The following is a 17,868-nucleotide window of genomic DNA, read 5'->3' on the forward strand; positions in this document are numbered from 1 at the left end:
AAAAAGTCACCCTCTCTTCGCGTCCGCACAACTACCGAGCCAATCAGTGCGCATTTGCCACTTACTTGCCATCCGCCCTGTGCTAGGGCGCGCAGGCAATGGCTTCAGAACCCGATCTCGCCGCCACCCCCGCCGAACCCAAACCCGCCCGCTCGCTCGGCCCGCTGCGGATGATCTGGCGCGCCGCGCTGGCCTATCCCAGCAAGCTGGCCATGGCAGGTCTCGCGCTGATGATCACCGCCGGGGCGACTCTGGCGATTCCGTCTGGTTTCAAGCTGATCATCGACAAGGGCTTTTCAGCCGGTGGCAACCCGGATGATATTGGGCGGTGGTTCGAATACCTGCTGATGATCGTGGTGGTGCTGGCGATCGGCACCGCATTGCGGTTCTATTTCGTCTCCTGGCTGGGTGAGCGCGTTGTCGCCGACATCCGGCTTAAGGTTCAGGCCAACCTTCTGCGGATGTCGCCCGGCTTTTTTGAAGAGAACAGCCCCAACGAAATCTCCAGCCGGATGACCTCAGACACGGCGCTGATCGAACAGGTTGTCGGGACAACCGTTTCCGTTGCCTTGCGTAACCTGATCATGGGCGTGGGCGGGGTGGCCTATCTGTTTACGCTGGCCCCCAAGTTGACCCTGGCATTGGTGCTGGCGATCCCGCTGATCGTGCTGCCGATCGTCTGGTTCGGGCGGCGGCTGCGCAATGTTTCGCGCACCAGCCAGGACCGCGTGGCCGATGTCGGCGCGATGGTTGCGGAAGTGTTGGCGGCGATGAAGATCGTCCAGGCGTTCAACCAGGAGAGCCGCGAAGAGACGCGTTTTGCCGCCGCGGTAGAATCGACCTTCAGCACGGCCAAGCGCCGTATCCTGCTGCGCGCTGCGATGACTGCGATCATCATCATGCTGGTCTTCGGCGCGATCACGATGCTGATGTGGCAGGGCGCCATCGGCGTTGCCGAAGGGACGATCAGCGGTGGCACCATTGCTGCCTTCGTGCTGACCGGCGGTCTGGTCGCGGGGGCCTTTGGTGCGCTCACCGAAGTCTATGGTGACCTGCTGCGCGGCGCCGGTGCGGCCAGCCGCCTTAACGAACTGCTCAACGAAAAGCCGACCATCGCCATGCCGGCCCGCCCGCTTGAGCTGCCTTCCCCGGTACGCGGCAAGCTGGCCTTCGAAGGCGTGACCTTCCGCTATCCGACCCGGCCCGAAGTCTCGGCCCTGGCCGATTTCTCGCTGACGGTCGAACCGGGCGAAACCGTTGCCATCGTGGGTCCCTCAGGCGCGGGCAAGTCCACCCTGTTCCAGCTGGCCGAGCGTTTCTACGACCCGCAGGTCGGGGCGGTGAAGCTTGATGGCGTGCCGCTGACCGCGGTCGATCCCGCCGCAGTGCGTCGCAACATGGCGCTGGTCCCTCAGGAGGGCATCCTTTTCGCTGCATCCGCGCGCGACAACCTGCGCTATGGCAACTGGGATGCCAGCGATGCGGCGATCTGGCAGGCGGCCGAAGCCGCCAATGCCGCCGATTTTCTGCGCGAACTGCCCGATGGGCTGGATACACAACTGGGTGAGCGCGGTGCGCGCCTGTCCGGTGGGCAGCGCCAGCGCATGGCCATTGCCCGCGCCCTGCTGCGCGATGCGCCGATCCTTCTGCTCGATGAAGCCACCTCTGCGCTGGACGCCGAAAGCGAGCGACTGGTGCAGCAGGCGCTGGACCGGCTGATGGCCAGCCGGACCACGCTGGTCATCGCCCACCGTCTGGCGACTGTGCGCGGGGCCGACCGGATCGTGGTGATGGACGGCGGCCGGATCGTCGAACAGGGCAAACACGATGCGCTCAGCCGGGCCGGCGGGCTCTATGCACGCTTGGCTGCGCTGCAATTCGACGAAGTGCCGAGCGAAGCCGTCAAATAGCATTTGTCCCGCATTTCGCCGCGTGCGGTGCGGGCGTAACAGGCCCTCAAGGTTTTTTGGATTTTGGGGACCTGATATGAAACTCCGCGTTACTGTTCTGTTTGCCGCCAGTTCGCTGGCGATCGGTCTGGCCGCACCTGCCCTGGCGCAAGAAGCCAAGCCGGCTGCTCCCGCCGCCCAGCCGGCTTCGGTTGAGCACAGCGATTCAATGAAGGACTGGGGTTTCGGCGTTCAGACCCGCTACATCGACAAGTCGACCAAGCCGGGCGACGATTTCAACCAGCACGTGAACGGGCTCTGGCTCAACCAGGCCGAGATCCCGGCTGACCGCTCTTCGACTGGCGGTTTTGTCCAGCTGCGCGACCTTTCCGAAGAGCGGATGAAGGCGATCCTTGAGGAAGCCGCAGCCAGCCAGAACCCTGAAGGCAGTGCGCGCGCTCGCGTCGCTGCGGTGTGGAAGGCTTTCATGGATACCGACGCGATCGAACGCGCCGGCTTGACCCCGCTCTACCCGACGCTTGAAAAAATCTATGCGGCCCGCACGCTGGAAGACCTGGTTGGGCTGTTCGTCTCGCCCGGCCTTGCATCGCCGATCGGCATGGGCGTCCGCCCCGATGCCAAGAACAGCTCGGTCAATGCGCTCTATGCCGGTCAGGCCCAGCTTGGCCTGCCGGACCGCGACTATTACCTGGTCGACAGCCCGAAGAACCGCGAGATCGTGGCCAAGTACAAGGCCTACCTGACCTTCATCCTGGGTGAAGTAGGCTATCCGAATGCCGCGCAGGCAGCGGAATCCGTGTTCCAGCTTGAAACCAAGATGGCCCGGGCCAACTGGGACCGTGCGCTGGGCCGCAACCGCGACCTGACCTATAACAAGATGACGATCTCGGAATTCCTGGCCTTTGCGCCGGAAGTGCCGCTGCGTGCGGCGTTGGACAAGCAGGGACTGGGCAATGTGACCGAGATCATCGTCGCCCAGGTCCCGCCGACCAAGGAAGAGATTGCCGCTGCCAAGCTGACGCCGGATCAGGTTGCCAAGCTTTCAGGCGGGGTCCCGGCGCTGGCCAAGCTGATTGCCAGCGAGCCGATCGCCACCTGGCAGGCCTGGCTGGTCACCCGCTATGTCAGTGGCAAGGCCTCGGTCCTGCCCAAGCGGATCGACGATGCCTCCTTCGCCTTCTACGGCACGACCCTCTCGGGCCAGCCGCAGCAGCGCGCGCGCTGGAAGCGGGCGATCTCGGCCGTTGAAGGCTCGGTCGGCGAACTGGCCGGGCAGGTCTATGCCGAACGCTATTTCCCGGCTGCCAACAAGGCCGCGATGGAAAAGCTGGTCAGCAACCTGCGGGTGGCCATGGCCGCCAACCTCAAGGAGCTGAAGTGGATGGGGCTGGCCACCCGGACCCAGGCCCAGGCCAAGCTCGATGCCTTCCGTCCGAAGATCGGCTACCCGGGCAAGTACAAGACCTATGACGGGCTGGTGCTGCGCGCGGACAGCGCCTTTGCGAATGCCCAGGCGGTCGATGCCTGGGAAGAAGCGGATAACCTCTCGCGCCTTGGCAAGCCGGTCGACAAGGACGAGTGGTTCATGTTCCCGCAGACGGTGAACGCCTATTACAACCCCTCGGGCAACGAGATCGTCTTCCCGGCCGCGATCCTCCAGCCGCCGTTCTTTGCCCTGACCAACGACGATGCCGTCAACTATGGTGCGATCGGCGGGGTGATCGGCCATGAAATGGGCCACGGCTTCGATGATCAGGGGTCCAAGTCGGACGGTGATGGCAACCTGCGGGACTGGTGGACGCCGGAAGATAAGGCCAATTTTGAAAAGCTGACCGGCGCGCTGGTTGACCAGTACAACGCGCTCTGCCCGCTGGACGATGGCAAGACCTGCATCAACGGCCGCCTGACCCTGGGCGAAAATATCGGTGATCTTGGCGGCCTGAGCCTGGCTTACCGCGCCTACAAGCTGGCATTGGGCGGCAAGGAAGCGCCGGTGATCGACGGTTACACCGGTGATCAGCGGTTCTTCATGGCCTGGGCGCAGGCCTTCCGCGTCAAGATGCGCGAAGCCGCACTGCGTCAGCAGCTCCAGACCGATCCGCACTCGCCAGGCCGCTACCGGGTCAACGGCATCGTCCGCAACTTTGATGAATGGTACAAGGCGTTTGATGTCCAGCCGGACAACAAGCTGTACCTGCCGCCGGAAAAGCGCCTGCGGATCTGGTAACTTGCCAACAAATGGCGGGCGTGGCTTGACTTGGCCGCGCCCGCCGCGTTGATCGCAATCCCATGGACACGATCATCACCGCCATCCTGCTCGGCATTGTCGAAGGCCTGACCGAATTCATCCCGGTCTCCTCAACCGGCCACCTGATCCTCGCTTCCGAAATCTTCGGCTACGATGCCGAGGTTTGGAAGGTGTTCAACGTCGTGATCCAGCTTGGTGCGATTCTGGCCGTGGTCGTACTCTACTGGCGGACCTTTTGGGCGGTTGGCCTGGGGCTGCTGAAATGGCGGCCCGAAAGCGTTACTTTCCTGCGCAATGTGCTGCTTGGCTTCCTGCCCTCGGCGGTGCTCGGCTTTGCGCTCAAGGACTATATCGACGTGCTGCTCGGCAGCCCGATGGTGGTGGCCTGGGCGCTAGTGCTGGGCGGGATTGCGATCCTGGGGATTGAGAAGGTCGCCAAACCCGGCCCGGCCAGCGGCGTTGCACAGCTTCCCGCCAGGCAGGCTCTGGGTGTGGGCTTCATCCAGTGCCTTTCCATGATCCCGGGCGTCAGCCGATCGGGTGCGACGATCATGGGCGCGCTGGCGATGGGGATCGAACGCCGCACGGCTGCGGAGTTCAGCTTTTTCCTCGCGATCCCGACGATGATGGGTGCAACTACGCTGGAGCTGTGGGATGCCCGCGCCAGCCTGGCGGGCGGCATGGGCCCGGTTGGCTGGACTGAAATCGCGATCGGCTTCGGGGTCTCGTTCGTGGTCGCGCTGGCGGTGATCAAGGCTTTCGTTGCCTTTGTCAGCCGCTCGGGCTTCGCACCCTTCGCATGGTACCGGATCGCAGCCGGGATCCTGGCGATCTGGCTGCTGTCGCGTTGATGCCGTTTCAGCGCGGCTGAAACGGGCCGGTGATGGCCCTGCCGTCAGGCAGACAAGACTAATGCGCGGCGCCCCAGCTGGGGCCGGTGCCAATTTCGACCCCCAGCGGTACCGATAGCGGCACCGCCGGTTCGGCCGCGCCGGCCATCACCGCTTCGATCACCTTGCTTGCCGCGGGCACGTCAGCTTCGGGCAGTTCGAACACCAGTTCGTCGTGGACCTGCAGCAACATCCGTACCCCCCCATCTTTTCGACTTGGGCCGAGGCCGGCGGCTTCCAGTGCAGGCATCATCCGCACCATCGCGCGCTTGATGATATCGGCGCTGGTCCCCTGGATCGGGGCGTTGATCGCCGCACGTTCGGAACCGGCGCGTTCGTTCGGATTGTTGGAGCTGATCCGCGGGAACCAGCACTTGCGGCCGAACAGTGTCTCCGAATAGCCATTGCTGCGCACGCTTTCGAGCGTCGAGTGGATATAGTGGCGAATGCCGGGGAAGCGTTCGAAGTACCGGTCGATCATCGCCTGGGCCTCGTCCGCCGGAACGCCCAGCCGTCCGGCCAGGCCCCAGCGCGATATCCCATAGAGGATCGCGAAGTTGATCGTCTTGGCCCGGCCGCGGGTATCGCGGTTGACCTCGCCAAACATTTCCATCGCCGTGCGGGCGTGAATGTCCTCGCCGTTGGCGAAGGCTTCTTTCAAAGCCGGAACATCGGCCATGTGCGCAGCCAGCCGCAGCTCGATCTGGCTATAGTCCGCCGCAAGCAGGACGTTACCCGGCTCGGCGACGAACGCGTCGCGGATCTGGCGGCCCAGTTCGGTGCGGATCGGGATGTTCTGAAGGTTCGGCTCGGTCGAGGACAAGCGTCCGGTCTGCGCACCGACCAGGCTATAGCTGGTGTGGACGCGGCCGGTTTGCGGATTGATCGCCGCCTGCAAGGCTTCGGTATAGGTGGAGCGCAGCTTGGATAGCTGGCGCCATTCCAGCACCTTGTCGGCAATGGTTGCGCCTTCGCCGGACAGACGTTCAAGAATGCCCTGATCGGTCGAGTATTGCCCGGTCTTACCCTTTTTCCCGCCCTTGAAACCCAGCTTGTCAAACAGGATCTCACCCAGCTGCTTGGGGCTGCCGATGGTGAAGGGCTGGCCGGCCAATTCGTGAATCTCGCCTTCCAGCTTGGCGATCTCCTCGGCAAAAGTTGCGGAGAGGCCAGCCAGCTTCTCCCGGTCGACGCGGATGCCGTGGCGTTCCATCTGTGCCACCACCGGCACCAGCGGGCGGTCAACGCGCTCGTAAACGCGGGTCGCGCCTTCCTCGCTGAGCCGCGGCTTCAGCAGGCGGTGGAGCCGCCAGGTAACCTCGGCATCCTCGGCGGCATATTCGGTTGCGCGGTCCAGCGGCACTTCGCCGAACGGGATCGCTTTCTTGCCGCTGCCGCAGATGTCCTTGAAGGCCAGGGTCGTGTGGCCAAGATGGCGGGTGGAAAGCTCGTCCATCCCGTGGCCGCCACCGATCCCGTCGATCGACCGTCCGGCGTCGAGGTCAAAGCTCATCACCATTGTATCGTCGACCGGACCGACATTGATGCCGTGCCTGGCCAGGACATTGATATCGTACTTGGCGTTCTGTCCGATCTTCAGCACCGCTTCGCTTTCCAGCAGCGGCTTGAGCAGGGCGAGCGCGCGGGCTTTGCCCACCTGCGCCGGGCGCTCAGCGAACATATCGGTCCCGCCATGGCCCAGCGGGATGTAGCAGGCATCGCCCGGACCCAGCGCCAGGCTAATCCCGGTAAGGTCAGCCTGCATCGCGTCAAGCGCACTGGTTTCGGTATCGAAGGCTACGACGCGCGCGGCCATGGCGCGTTCGATCCAGACGACCAGAGCAGCCTCGTCCTGCACGCAGGCATATTTGCTGCGATCAATTGGCGGCAGTTCCGGCAGCGGCTGGCGGTTGCTGCCAGCTACTGTTGCTGCGGCGGCGGTAACCGGCTTGGCCGGGTTCAGGTCAACCCGCCGCTCGGGGCTGCCTCGCCCATCGCCCAGGCGCTTGAGCAGCGAATGGAAGCCATGCTCTTCAAGGAAGGCGGCAAGCGGATCGGGCGGAATCGTATCCAGCTTGAAATCATCCAGCGCCACCGGCAGCGCGCAGTCTTCCTTCAGCTGCACCAGCACGCGGCTGAGCCGGGCCATGTCGGCGTGCTCGATCAGGTTTTCGCGCAGCTTGGACGGCTTCATGGCTTCGGCAGCCGCCAATGCGGCCTCAAGCCCGCCGTGTTCCTGAATCAGCTTGGTCGCAGTCTTGGGGCCGATGCCGCGGATGCCAGGGACATTGTCGACCGCATCGCCCATCAGTGCCAGGACATCGCCGACTAGCTCTGGCGGCACGCCGAACTTCTCGATCACCTCGGGCACGTCGATCCGCTGGTTCTTCATCGTATCGAGCATGTCGATGCGGGCTTCACCGCCATCAGCATGTTGGCACTTGCCGACCAGCTGCATCAGGTCCTTGTCGGAAGAGACGATGGTCACGTCCCAGCCCCGCTCGGTTGCGGCGCGGGCATAGGAGGCGATCAGGTCATCGGCTTCCAGCCCCTGTTCCTCGATGCAGGGCAGGCTGAAGGCGCGGGTGGCATCGCGGATCAGCGGGAATTGTGGCCGCAGGTCCTCGGGCGGGGGCGGCCGGTTGGCCTTGTACTGATCATAGATGTCATTGCGAAAGCTCTTGCCGCTGGCATCAAGGATCACGGCCAGGTGCGTGGGTCCATCGGCCTTGTGCAGGTCATCGGCCAGCTTCCACAGCATGGTGGTATAGCCATAGACCGCCCCGACCGGCACACCCTGCGGGTTCGTCAGCGGCGGCAGGCGGTGATAGGCGCGGAAGATATAGGCCGAACCATCGACCAGGTAGAGATGTTGTTTCGGCTCCATAGCGGCACCCTAGCAGTGCGCAGGGCGGGGTGTAAGCGCCCGAATCATGCCATCCCCGACGGGTGATTCGGCTCGGTTTGGCGGCCTCATCCTGCTGGTTCGGAACGAAAAAAACCAAAAAATGCACGGGCTTCAAGGACCGGATGCGACATTCTCTTGCATCGCTTCGCGAACAGCACTAATTGTCACGCCGAAGTCTACCGATAAGGTTGGCTTTCCGTTCGGCTGCCCGGAGCAAATCCGGCGACCGCGCGTGGTCCACTCGCTGTTCAAGGAATACTTTCATGCGCAAGATCATTCTCGCCGCTGGCGCCGCTCTCGCTCTCGCCGCTTGCTCGCAGGAAAAGGCTGACGACGCCGCTGCTGCTGCTTCGGACGCTGCCACCGAAGTTGCTTCGGACGCTGCTGTCGCCACCGACGCTGCTTCGGCTGCTGCCACCGACGCCGCTGCCACCGCTTCGGACGCTGCTGCTGCTGCCACCGACGCTGCTGCTGCTGCTTCGGACGCTGCCAAGAAGATGTAATCTTCGCCGCACGGCAAAAGATTGGGGCGCGGAGGGTAACCTTCGCGCCCTTTTCTTTTGCTCGCCGTTTAAGCGATCGATTAAATTGCCCTTGCAATGCCACCGCGCGCTCGGCACCTTGCGGGCATGACGGGGCTGGATGAACTGACCATGGGCCTTGCCCGCGCATTGGCGCGGATTGGCTTGCCCGTGCCGGAAGGCCTTGAGCGGCTATCCGGCGGGGCCAATATGGAAAGTTGGCGCTTCCGCGCGGGTGATGCAATTTGCGTCCTGCGCCGCGCCCCTTCGCTGGAAATGATGGCCGGACGGCCGATGGATCATGCCGGTGAAGTCCAGGTGGTCCGCGCTGCCGGTGCCGCCGGGGTGTTGGCCCCAGAAGTCCTGATCGAGCTGGAGCCGGCGGATGGGATCGGCTCGGGCTATGTCATGCGGGCCATATCTGGATCGCCCGATCCCAATGCATTCTTGGCCAAGGCCGATCCGGCGATCGCGATCCGCGACATCGCGCGCGAACTGGTTGCGGTGCATCGGACCGATTGCACCGGCATTCCCGTTCCGATGATGGACACTGCCGCAGCGCTGGGCGAACTGCGCGGTCGCTTCCTGGCCTATGGCGGAGACCGGCCAATCCTCGCCCTTGCGCTTAAGTGGCTGGAGGCCAATCTGCCACCACCCATCACGCCACGGCTGGTCCACGGTGACTTCCGCCTTGGCAACCTGATGTTCGAGCAAGGCCGACTCACTGGCGTACTGGACTGGGAACTGGCGCACCTCGGCGACTGGCACGAGGATCTGGCCTTTGGTTGCATGACCGTCTGGCGCTTTTCGCGGCCCGACCGGCCCGGCTATGGCCTGACCTCGATCGCTGAACTTGCCCGTGCTTATGAAGAAGCTGGCGGGGAGCGCTTCGATCCGGCCCGCTTCCGCTTCTGGACCATTTACCGCACGTTCTGGTGGGCGCTCGGCTGCTTGCAGATGGGCGGATTCTGGCGCGCGGGGCATGACCGCGCGGTCGAGCGCGTGGTGGTCGCCCGCCGTACTGCCGAGCAGGAGCTTGACCTGCTGCTGCTGCTTGAAGAACTGGCCCCCGAAGCGGAGCGGGCCCGCCCGCTGCCCCTGGCTGCCGACCCGCTGCTGCCCGGAACCGGCGAGCCGAGCGGGGCAGAGATCCTGACGGCCATTTCCGAATGGCTGGCCAGCGATATCAAGCCGCTCGTTTCCGGCCGGGGCAAGTTTGACCTGGCCGTGGCGCGCAATGCGCTGGGCATCGTCGCGCGCGAGATCGAGCAGCGTCCGGTTGCGACCGACGCCGCGCTCACGGCTGAGATCCTGGCCGGCCAGGCCAGCCTCGCCACGCCGGGCCTGCTGGCCCGGCTGCGCCGCATGGCACTCAGCAAGCTATCCGCCGACATGCCGAAATATCCCGCCCTGGCGATGGCCCGGGCACAATGGGAAGGACCCTGATATGGACTTTGCGCTCCCCGCCGACCTGCTCGCCTACCTCGACGAGCTGGACGCCTTCATCGCGGCCGAGATCAAGCCGCTCGAAGAGCAGGATGACAATATCCGCTTCTTCGACCATCGCCGCGAATGGGCGCGCACCGATTTCGAGAACCAGGGCCTGCCGCGGCACGCGTGGGAAAAGCTGCTGGTCGAAGCCAGCCGCCGTGCCGATGCCGCCGGCCACTGGCGCTTTTCCGCGCCCAAAAAGTACGGCGGCAAGGATGGCTCCAACCTGTGGATGGCCGTGATCCGCGATCGCTTTGCAGCCAAGGGGTTGGGGCTGCATAACGACTTGCAGAACGAGCATTCGATTGTCGGCAATTTCCCGTTCGTAGCCATGTTCGAGCATTTCGGCACGCCCGAACAGCAAGAGGAATTCATCCTTGGCGGCTTCGCCCGCGATCGCCGCGTGGCTTTTGGTCTGACCGAACCTGATCATGGTTCGGACGCGACGCATATGGAAACGGTGGCGGTTCGCGAAACGCGCGATGGCGTTCCTGGCTGGCGGATCGACGGGCGCAAGATGTGGATCACCGGCATGCACGTCGCAACCCATTGCGCGGCCTTTTGCCGCACCTCGGGCAAGGCCGGCGATGCCAAGGGCATTACCTGCCTGCTGGTCCCGGCGGGCACGCCGGGCATGGTGGTCGATGAGTACATGTGGACCTTCAACATGCCGACCGACCACCCACGGATGCATTTTGAAAATTGCTGGGTGCCCGAAAGCGCGGTGCTGGGTCCGGTCGATGGCGGGCTGTCGATCGCGCAGTCATTTGTGCACCAGAACCGCATCCGCCAGGCCGCCAGCTCGCTTGGCGCGGCAACATATTGCCTGGAAGAATCGGTGAAATATGCCCGCGAGCGAAAACCGTTCGGTCAGGAACTGGCGCGTAACCAGGGTATCCAGTTCCCGCTGGTCGAGCTGGCCACCCAATGCGAGATGCTGCGCACGCTGATCTACAAGACCGCGTGGGAGATGGACCAGATGGAGCACAAGGAGATCGAGCACAAACTCTCGGACAAGATCTCGATGTGCAATTACTACGCCAACCGGTTGGTCTGCGAAGCGGCTGACCGGGCTATGCAGGTCCATGGCGGAATTGGCTATTCGCGCCACAAGCCGTTTGAGCACATCTTCCGTCACCACCGCCGCTACCGGATCACCGAAGGGGCAGAGGAAATCCAGATGCGCAAGGTTGCGGCTTACCTTTTCGGGTACCTCGGCCCGCGCCGGGCGCTCTACGCCCAGTAGTTCGGTGATACCCGGTTGCTGCGGGCGCCCGGGGGTAACCCCAGCGCCCTTTCCCTTCGGAGTTGGGGCGTGCGATTGCCAGCGGCAGCGCGCGGCTTAGCGCGAGGCGGTTCGGCGCAGGCTCGAGCTTTCGGTCAGGTAGCCATCATAAACGGCCCGGCTGATCATGGCGATGCGGCTATCGCGGTTCGGCTTGCCGCCCTGGCCCGTAACATAGACCGCAATCGCGATCGCGCGACCGTCGGGCGTATGGATGATGCCTACATCGCTCGATGTGTTGTTGAGCGTGCCCGTCTTGTGCGCGATCCGGGCGTCAGGCGGCAGCATGGCTCGCAGGCGGCGCTTGCCCGTCAGGCAGCGGGCCATTGCCCCCAGCAGCACGCCACGGCTCGACGCGCTTAGCCAGCGCCCTTCATGGAGGCCGGCGAGCAGCTGGACCATGGCCAACGGCGTAGCGCTATCGCGCGGATCGACCGTGGTGGCCGGATTGAATTCGCCATCGTCGCGCACCAGCGTGGCGATATCGCGATCAAGCCGCATTCCCGAAAGCCCGGCCTTGCGGATCCAGCGATTCACTGCGGCGGGTCCACCGACAGCGGCGAGCAGCGCATCAGTCGCAGGGTTGTCGCTGCGGGTGATCGAGAGTTCGATCAGTCCCTGGGCGGTCAACATGGCACCGGGGCGCACCGGCGCAACCCGGGTTGAGAACCGCGCCGATCGTTGCGGGATCATCAACGGGAACTTATCACTGAGCTTCAGCTTGCCCTGGTCAACCAGGTCCAGATACGTCGCGGCGATCGCGATTTTGCTGGTGCTGGCCATCGGGAAGGGTTGGTCACCCAGAACAGTAATCGTTCGCCCGGTGCCAAGGTCCATAGCCGCCACCCCGATCCGGCCTTGCGCTGCATTCGCCAGGCTGGCCACGGCTGAGTCAAGGCCGCCATCATAAGCCGCGACGGGTCGCGTCTGCGCAATGAACGGCTGGATGGCAGGCTTTACCTCGCGCGGAGCGCGCGGTTCTTTGCCAAACACCTTGTCGAATTCGGTCCGGAAATCTTCCGCGCGTGCAGCACCGGTTGGCAGCGCTATCGCGCTGACCAAGGCCAGGCCGGCCAAAAGGCGGGGGAAGCGGCTGATATTCACCGGCGATGCGATAACCCAAACATGCTTTCAGATTGTCTAACGCGATTCGCCCGTCCACCCGCCGCGCGATGAGTTGAAGGGCTGTTGCGAGGAAATGCAGGGGTTACACGTAGTTTTGCGTGCAAAAACGCCGGAGCCAAAAGGCCCCGGCGCTTGCTCAGTTTGGTTTGGCGGTCTTGATCGGGCCGCCGGTTGGGCGGTTGATCAGCCTAGTGCGCCAAGCAGCATCCGCACCTGGGCCTCGGTCGCCTCTGGCGGGACTGACAGCCGGGTCCCGCCCTTAAGCGCAACATCGATGCAGCCCTTGCAGGTGCTGCCGTGGTGACCAGTGGCGGCCGCAGGGTGGATCGCGTGGCCCACATCGGAAGTGTTCGAAGGGGCGCTGCCGGCAATCGCTGCGGGCTTGGGATAGACCTTGGCCATGAACTCGTAATCGAACAGATCGATATCGAGCCCACCGGGAATTGCGACACCGTTTTTGGTGATCGAAGCCGGAATTTGATAGCACATGATCGATTGCCGGTCCGGGCTGGTGGTGGCCCAGATTGAACTGGAGGGCAGCGGGGTGAGAACCTGGGCCCGGACTTGTGCTTCGTTCCAGCCCTGGGTTGCGCCATAAAACTGGATCGCCTTTTGCTCGTCGATCAATGCTATGATCTCGGCACGCATATGCTCATGCGGACAGCCCAGCGTATGGCCGGTTTCATGGCGCACCACCCGATAGAACTCGCTGTCCGGGGTGCTCATGGTGAAGCCCTGCAGGTTCATGGTTGGCTGGTGTTTGTCGATCAGCAGGATGTCGGTGCCGATGTATGACCAATGCCCTGGCCGATCGCGCGAGATCCGCACCGCCGGATCGCTCGTGCTCTCGCTGAAGAGGACATTGGCCGTCTGGCCCCAGGCGTTCATGTGCTGAAGAATGCGGGTCCGCAGTTCGTTGGGTGGATTGTCGAGGAACCCCACCCCAAGGTGAACGCCATTGGTGCGCCAGTATTTGGTGGTCATCACCGCGATGAACTCTGCCATTGGCGCTCCGGCCGGCAGGATTTGGGCAAGCCGTTCGTGGTTTGGGCGGTTGGCCGGGTTTTCCTCATGCGCAATCGCGGTGGCATCGGCCTGCTGATCGTCAGCCAGGTGCATGGGGGTGCAGGCGATGGGTTCTTCTTCGTGCTTGGTCTTGGCCATTACAGGTCTCCTTGATCTGGCGGCGCGGGGGTGGATTGGGGTTCGAGCTCGGCGAAAACGGTGCCACCTTCCCAGACCAGCCGGACCTGCGGCCAGTCGGGTCGGGGAATCAGGCCTGCCTGCCGGGCCAAGGCAGTGAACCACCGCTCCCACCAATGCTTCGGAGGCTGGACGACCGCGATCCGCCAGAGGCGTTCGGGATCGAGCGCGGGTGGTTCTGCGACCGGTACTGTCAGGGTGAGCGAGCGCAGCTCCGCGCCATCGCGCAGCGCCCGCCGGCCGGTCAATTCAAGCACGCGCGCCAACGTTCCCAGACGGATTGGCGCGGCGGCCATGGCTTAATCCTCAAGCCAGGCCGGGCGGCGCGCGAAACCGACGTGATAGGTCACCATTTCGAGCACCCTCTGGTGCCCGCTCGTGTCTGTCAGCACGTCATAGGACATTTCGCGGCCGATGATCCGGCCCTTGGGATAGTCTTCGAGGCAGCGGTTGAGCAGGTCCATCGCCTTCTCATTGCCCGGTTCGGCGGCTGTTGCATGGACATTGAGATTGCCCAGGCTGATCCGCTTGATGAACCCGACCCCGGTCAGGTCGAACCCCTCACCGCTGCCCCGCATGGCTTAGGCCGAAGCCCGAACCGTGTAATTGCCCGGGGTCAGCACCCGGCCATCTTCATGGTCGAGCACCATGTCGCTGGCGGCGCGGCCGGCCACGGCATCATGGCTGGGCTGGTTACCGCCCGTTCCGGGGTTATTATTATTGGCCGCCGGGGGGGAGATCGTTTTCGGCGCGATGGCCTGGTTCATCATGTCCAGCACGCGGGCCAGGCCTTCGGGCATGCCGCGATCGGCAGCGTGTACCTCGACATGGTACTTGGCGGACTGATCGGTCGATCGGGTGTTTTCCTTGTGGGTGGCGACCGATCCTTCCACGTGGACGCTCAGGCTGAACGGCCCCCAGCCAACCGAGGCATCGGCCGAGAATTTGCCGGACTTATCCTCGCTTTCCTTAGAGGATTCCGAATTCTTCACTTCCATGTCGAAACTGATGTCGACCGTTTCGATGCCCAGCGCCGGGACCTTGACGATCGCGAGCATCGGCACCTCGAGGGAGACGGTTTCTGTCTGGAAGACGCCGTTCTCGTCGGCCTGCCCGGTTGGGCGGTCAAATTTGAAATCAACGGTCCGGACATCGAACTTGGCTGGATCGTAGATCGGGTTGCCGTTGTCGTCCTTGTCCGCATTGGCGGTCGGTTTGAAGCCGATCTGCTGGATGAACTGTGCGGTGGAATTGGCCAGTCGTACCTGCGCGTCGGCGGCGGCCATCAGCGGACCCCCGATCAGGTCGCCCATCGGCAGGCCCTTGAATTGGTCCCCCATTGCAAATGCCATTATCGTATCCTTTCCTCAAACAAGCTTGTTGAGCTGGGTCATCAAGCGCTGCATCGCCTCGGAAGGAGGCTTGGCCGCGACATTGATCGAGAGCCTGGCCTTCGGGCCAGTGGAAGAGGTCGTGCCAACCGAAAGAGTCAGTTGCTTTTCGGGCTGATGCGGGGCCGTGGCGGCTGGCAGCGCGGGCTCAATGGTCACATCCGCTGCCGACACCGGATCGGCGCGCCGCGCGGGGATATCGATCGGCGCACCATTGCTGCGAAAGCTATGGCTTGCGACCGGTGCGGCTGGCAGGGTCTCCAGGTCGGCCGCGGCGTCCGGTGGCGGGGCAGTGCCAGGGCCATCGACGATACTGCCCAGTTCTACGTCAAGGTCGATGCGCAGGTCCTTGATGGCCAGCATTGAACTTTCAGCCAGTGACAATAGTGGCAGGCCGATCTGCATCTCGTCCGTGCTGGCGCTGCCGGGGCGGGGCATCTTGATGGCCAGGCACAAGGGCTTGCCCTCGCTGTCGAAGTAACCGCTGACCTGCTGGATGAAGCGTTGCTCGACCAGGGCCTGCGCATCGACGATCGCGCCGGCTACTGCGCCAACCAGCTGATGCAATGCTACCGCATCGGGCATTGTCTTCTCCTGCCAGGTGATCGCGGCGAATCCGGATCAGCGCTTGCGAAGTGACTGCTGCCAGTTGCGGCCCGGTGGTGACGAACCGGGTTGCATCCGATTTGGATTTTCTAGCCTTGGTCGGAGGGGTGATTCATCGGTCAATCGCGGCAGCGGATTGTTTCGGTTCGGATGAACCCGCTCTGTCGATCCGGCATGTGATTGAGGTTAAAAGCAAAAGGGCCGGGAGGATTGCTCCTCCCGGCCCCAATGTGCCTTGGCTGGTTGGCCGGACTTAGAAGTCCATGCCGCCCATGCCGCCCATGCCACCACCCATCGGCGGCATGGCGGGCTTGTCTTCCGGCTTCTCGCTGATCGCCGCTTCGGTGGTGATCAGCAGACCCGAGACCGAAGCCGCGTCCTGCAGGGCAGTGCGGACGACCTTGGTCGGGTCGATCACGCCGGCAGCCTTCAGGTTTTCATAGACGTCGGTCGAGGCGTTGAAGCCCATGTTCTCGTCGTTCTCGCGCAGCAGGTTGCCGGCAACCACGGCGCCATCGTGACCAGCGTTGGTCGCGATCTGACGCAGCGGGGCCTGGATCGCGCGGCGCACGATGTCGATGCCCTTGGTCTGGTCATCGTTGCCGCCCTTCAGGCCGTCGAGGGCCTTGGTGGCATAGAGCAGCGCCGTACCACCGCCAGGAACGATGCCTTCTTCCACCGCAGCGCGGGTGGCGTGCAGGGCGTCGTCAACGCGGTCCTTGCGCTCCTTCACTTCAACTTCGGTCGCCCCGCCAACCTTGATCACGGCCACACCGCCGGCCAGCTTGGCCAGACGCTCTTGCAGCTTTTCGCGGTCATAGTCGCTGGTGGTGACTTCGATCTGGGCACGGATCTGTTCGACGCGGGCCTTGATTTCTTCAGCCGAGCCGGCGCCGTCGACGATGGTGGTGTTGTCCTTGTCGATGGTGACCTTCTTGGCCTGGCCGAGCATGCCCAGCGTGACGGACTCGAGCTTGATGCCCAGGTCTTCGCTGATCATTTCACCCTTGGTCAGGATCGCGATGTCCTGCAGCATGGCCTTGCGGCGATCGCCGAAGCCCGGCGCCTTGACGGCGGCGATCTTCAGGCCGCCACGCAGCTTGTTGACCACCAGGGTGGCCAGCGCTTCGCCCTCGATGTCTTCGGCGATGATCAGCAGCGGACGGCCCGACTGCACCACGGCTTCGAGGATCGGCAGCATCGCCTGGAGCGACGACAGCTTCTTCTCGTGGATCAGGATGTACGGGTTTTCGAGTTCAACCGTCATCTTTTCCGGGTTGGTGATGAAGTAGGGCGAGAGGTAGCCGCGGTCGAACTGCATGCCTTCAACGACATCGAGTTCGAATTCGAGGCCCTTGGCCTCTTCCACGGTGATCACGCCTTCCTTGCCGACCTTTTCCATCGCTTCGGCGATCTTCTGGCCGACTTCGGTGTCGCCATTGGCCGAGATGATGCCGACCTGGGCGATTTCAGCCGAACCGGCGACCGGGGTCGAACGGGCCTTGAGGTTTTCAACGACCTTGCCGACGGCGATGTCGATGCCGCGCTTCAGGTCCATCGGGTTCATGCCCGCGGCAACCGCGGTCATGCCTTCGCGCACGATCGCCTGGGCCAGCACGGTGGCGGTGGTGGTGCCGTCACCGGCCGCGTCATTGGCCTTGCTGGCGACTTCGCGCAGCATCTGGGCGCCCATGTTCTCGAACTTGTCCTTCAGTTCGATTTCCTTGGCGACCGAAACACCGTCCTTGGTGATGCGCGGTGCGCCGAAGCTCTTGTCGATCACAACATTGCGGCCCTTGGGGCCCAGGGTGACCTTCACCGCATTGGCGAGGATGTCGACGCCGGCGAGAATGCGCTCACGCGCGTCGCGGCCGAATTTTACGTCCTTGGCAGCCATTGTTCAGTTCCTTCGAAATTCTTGAATATGGAAAGGTTCAGGAAATCGCTCAGCCGATGATGCCGAGGATGTCCGATTCCTTCATGATCAGCAGGTCTTCGCCATCGAGCTTGACCTCGGTTCCCGACCACTTGCCGAACAGCACGCGATCACCAGCCTTGACGTCGAGCGGGGTGACCTTGCCATCTTCGGCCTTGGACCCGGCACCAACGGCGACGACTTCGCCCTCGGCCGGCTTTTCCTTGGCGCTGTCAGGGATGATGATGCCGCCGGCGGTCTTTTCTTCAGCCTCTACGCGGCGCACGAGCACACGATCGTGCAGCGGACGGAATGCCATGGGGTTTACTCCCTTTTGCGTTGTTACAATGCGATTGGCACTCCCCGTCGGAGAGT

The 17,868-nt window shown here is 63.6% G+C and carries 15 protein-coding genes; 6 read left to right on the forward strand and 9 right to left on the reverse strand.

Annotated elements, in window-relative coordinates:
* The first annotated feature begins 98 nt into the window (after positions 1–98).
* From RQP55_RS09860 to RQP55_RS09870, 3 genes are all read left to right on the forward strand, one after another.
* Complete coding sequence (locus tag RQP55_RS09860) at positions 99–1,910, forward strand: ABC transporter transmembrane domain-containing protein (RefSeq protein ID WP_315610021.1); 1,812 nt, start codon at positions 99–101, stop codon at positions 1,908–1,910.
* A gap of 76 nt (positions 1,911–1,986) precedes the next feature.
* On the forward strand, positions 1,987–4,137 hold the full coding sequence (locus tag RQP55_RS09865; protein WP_315610022.1) for a M13 family metallopeptidase: 2,151 nt from the start codon (positions 1,987–1,989) through the stop codon (positions 4,135–4,137).
* 62 nt (positions 4,138–4,199) lie between these two features.
* The gene (locus tag RQP55_RS09870; RefSeq protein ID WP_315610023.1) at positions 4,200–5,009 is read left to right on the forward strand and encodes an undecaprenyl-diphosphate phosphatase; all 810 of its coding nucleotides are present in this window, start codon (positions 4,200–4,202) and stop codon (positions 5,007–5,009) included.
* Between the two features lie 58 nt (positions 5,010–5,067).
* Here the strand turns inward: RQP55_RS09870 and polA are convergent, their stop codons facing one another.
* A complete protein-coding gene (polA, locus tag RQP55_RS09875) occupies positions 5,068–7,935 on the reverse strand; it encodes a DNA polymerase I (RefSeq protein WP_315610024.1) in 2,868 nt (955 codons plus the stop codon).
* A 284-nt stretch (positions 7,936–8,219) separates the two neighbouring features.
* Here polA and RQP55_RS09880 point away from each other — a divergent pair, with 284 nt between their 5' ends.
* From RQP55_RS09880 to RQP55_RS09890, 3 genes are all read left to right on the forward strand, one after another.
* Positions 8,220–8,459 (forward strand): lipoprotein, encoded by a 240-nt coding sequence (locus RQP55_RS09880; RefSeq protein WP_315610025.1) that lies wholly within the window; start codon positions 8,220–8,222, stop codon positions 8,457–8,459.
* Positions 8,460–8,585: 126 nt separating this feature from the next.
* Positions 8,586–9,923, forward strand: coding sequence for a phosphotransferase family protein (locus RQP55_RS09885; RefSeq protein ID WP_315610026.1), 1,338 nt, complete (start codon positions 8,586–8,588; stop codon positions 9,921–9,923).
* 1 nt (position 9,924) lies between these two features.
* Positions 9,925–11,214 carry an acyl-CoA dehydrogenase family protein gene (locus RQP55_RS09890; RefSeq protein WP_315610027.1) on the forward strand — a complete coding sequence of 430 codons (1,290 nt, stop codon included), beginning with the start codon at positions 9,925–9,927 and terminating at the stop codon, positions 11,212–11,214.
* 96 nt (positions 11,215–11,310) lie between these two features.
* Here the strand turns inward: RQP55_RS09890 and bla are convergent, their stop codons facing one another.
* The 8 genes from bla to groES form a co-directional block, all read right to left on the reverse strand.
* Positions 11,311–12,357 carry a class A beta-lactamase gene (gene bla, locus RQP55_RS09895; protein WP_315610028.1) on the reverse strand — a complete coding sequence of 349 codons (1,047 nt, stop codon included), beginning with the start codon at positions 12,355–12,357 and terminating at the stop codon, positions 11,311–11,313.
* Positions 12,358–12,561: 204 nt separating this feature from the next.
* Positions 12,562–13,542, reverse strand: coding sequence for a hypothetical protein (locus tag RQP55_RS09900; protein ID WP_315610029.1), 981 nt, complete (start codon positions 13,540–13,542; stop codon positions 12,562–12,564).
* A complete protein-coding gene (locus tag RQP55_RS09905) occupies positions 13,542–13,877 on the reverse strand; it encodes a hypothetical protein (RefSeq protein ID WP_315610030.1) in 336 nt (111 codons plus the stop codon). The genes RQP55_RS09900 and RQP55_RS09905 overlap by 1 nt, the downstream gene beginning before the upstream one ends.
* Before the next feature lie 3 nt (positions 13,878–13,880).
* The gene (locus RQP55_RS09910; protein WP_315610031.1) at positions 13,881–14,159 is read right to left on the reverse strand and encodes a hypothetical protein; all 279 of its coding nucleotides are present in this window, start codon (positions 14,157–14,159) and stop codon (positions 13,881–13,883) included.
* 3 nt (positions 14,160–14,162) lie between these two features.
* The gene (locus RQP55_RS09915; RefSeq protein ID WP_315610032.1) at positions 14,163–14,933 is read right to left on the reverse strand and encodes a DUF2589 domain-containing protein; all 771 of its coding nucleotides are present in this window, start codon (positions 14,931–14,933) and stop codon (positions 14,163–14,165) included.
* Between the two features lie 15 nt (positions 14,934–14,948).
* Positions 14,949–15,557, reverse strand: a complete 609-nt coding sequence (locus RQP55_RS09920; protein WP_315610033.1) for a DUF2589 domain-containing protein — start codon at positions 15,555–15,557, stop codon at positions 14,949–14,951.
* Between the two features lie 274 nt (positions 15,558–15,831).
* Entirely contained in the window at positions 15,832–17,475 is a 1,644-nt protein-coding gene (gene groL / locus RQP55_RS09925; protein WP_315610034.1) for a chaperonin GroEL, read from the reverse strand.
* 49 nt (positions 17,476–17,524) lie between these two features.
* Positions 17,525–17,812, reverse strand: a complete 288-nt coding sequence (gene groES / locus RQP55_RS09930) for a co-chaperone GroES (protein WP_147089991.1) — start codon at positions 17,810–17,812, stop codon at positions 17,525–17,527.
* Between the last annotated feature and the right edge of the window lie 56 nt (positions 17,813–17,868).

The sequence above is a fragment of the Novosphingobium sp. APW14 genome, assembly GCF_032337075.1.
In the GTDB taxonomy this organism is placed as follows: domain Bacteria; phylum Pseudomonadota; class Alphaproteobacteria; order Sphingomonadales; family Sphingomonadaceae; genus Novosphingobium.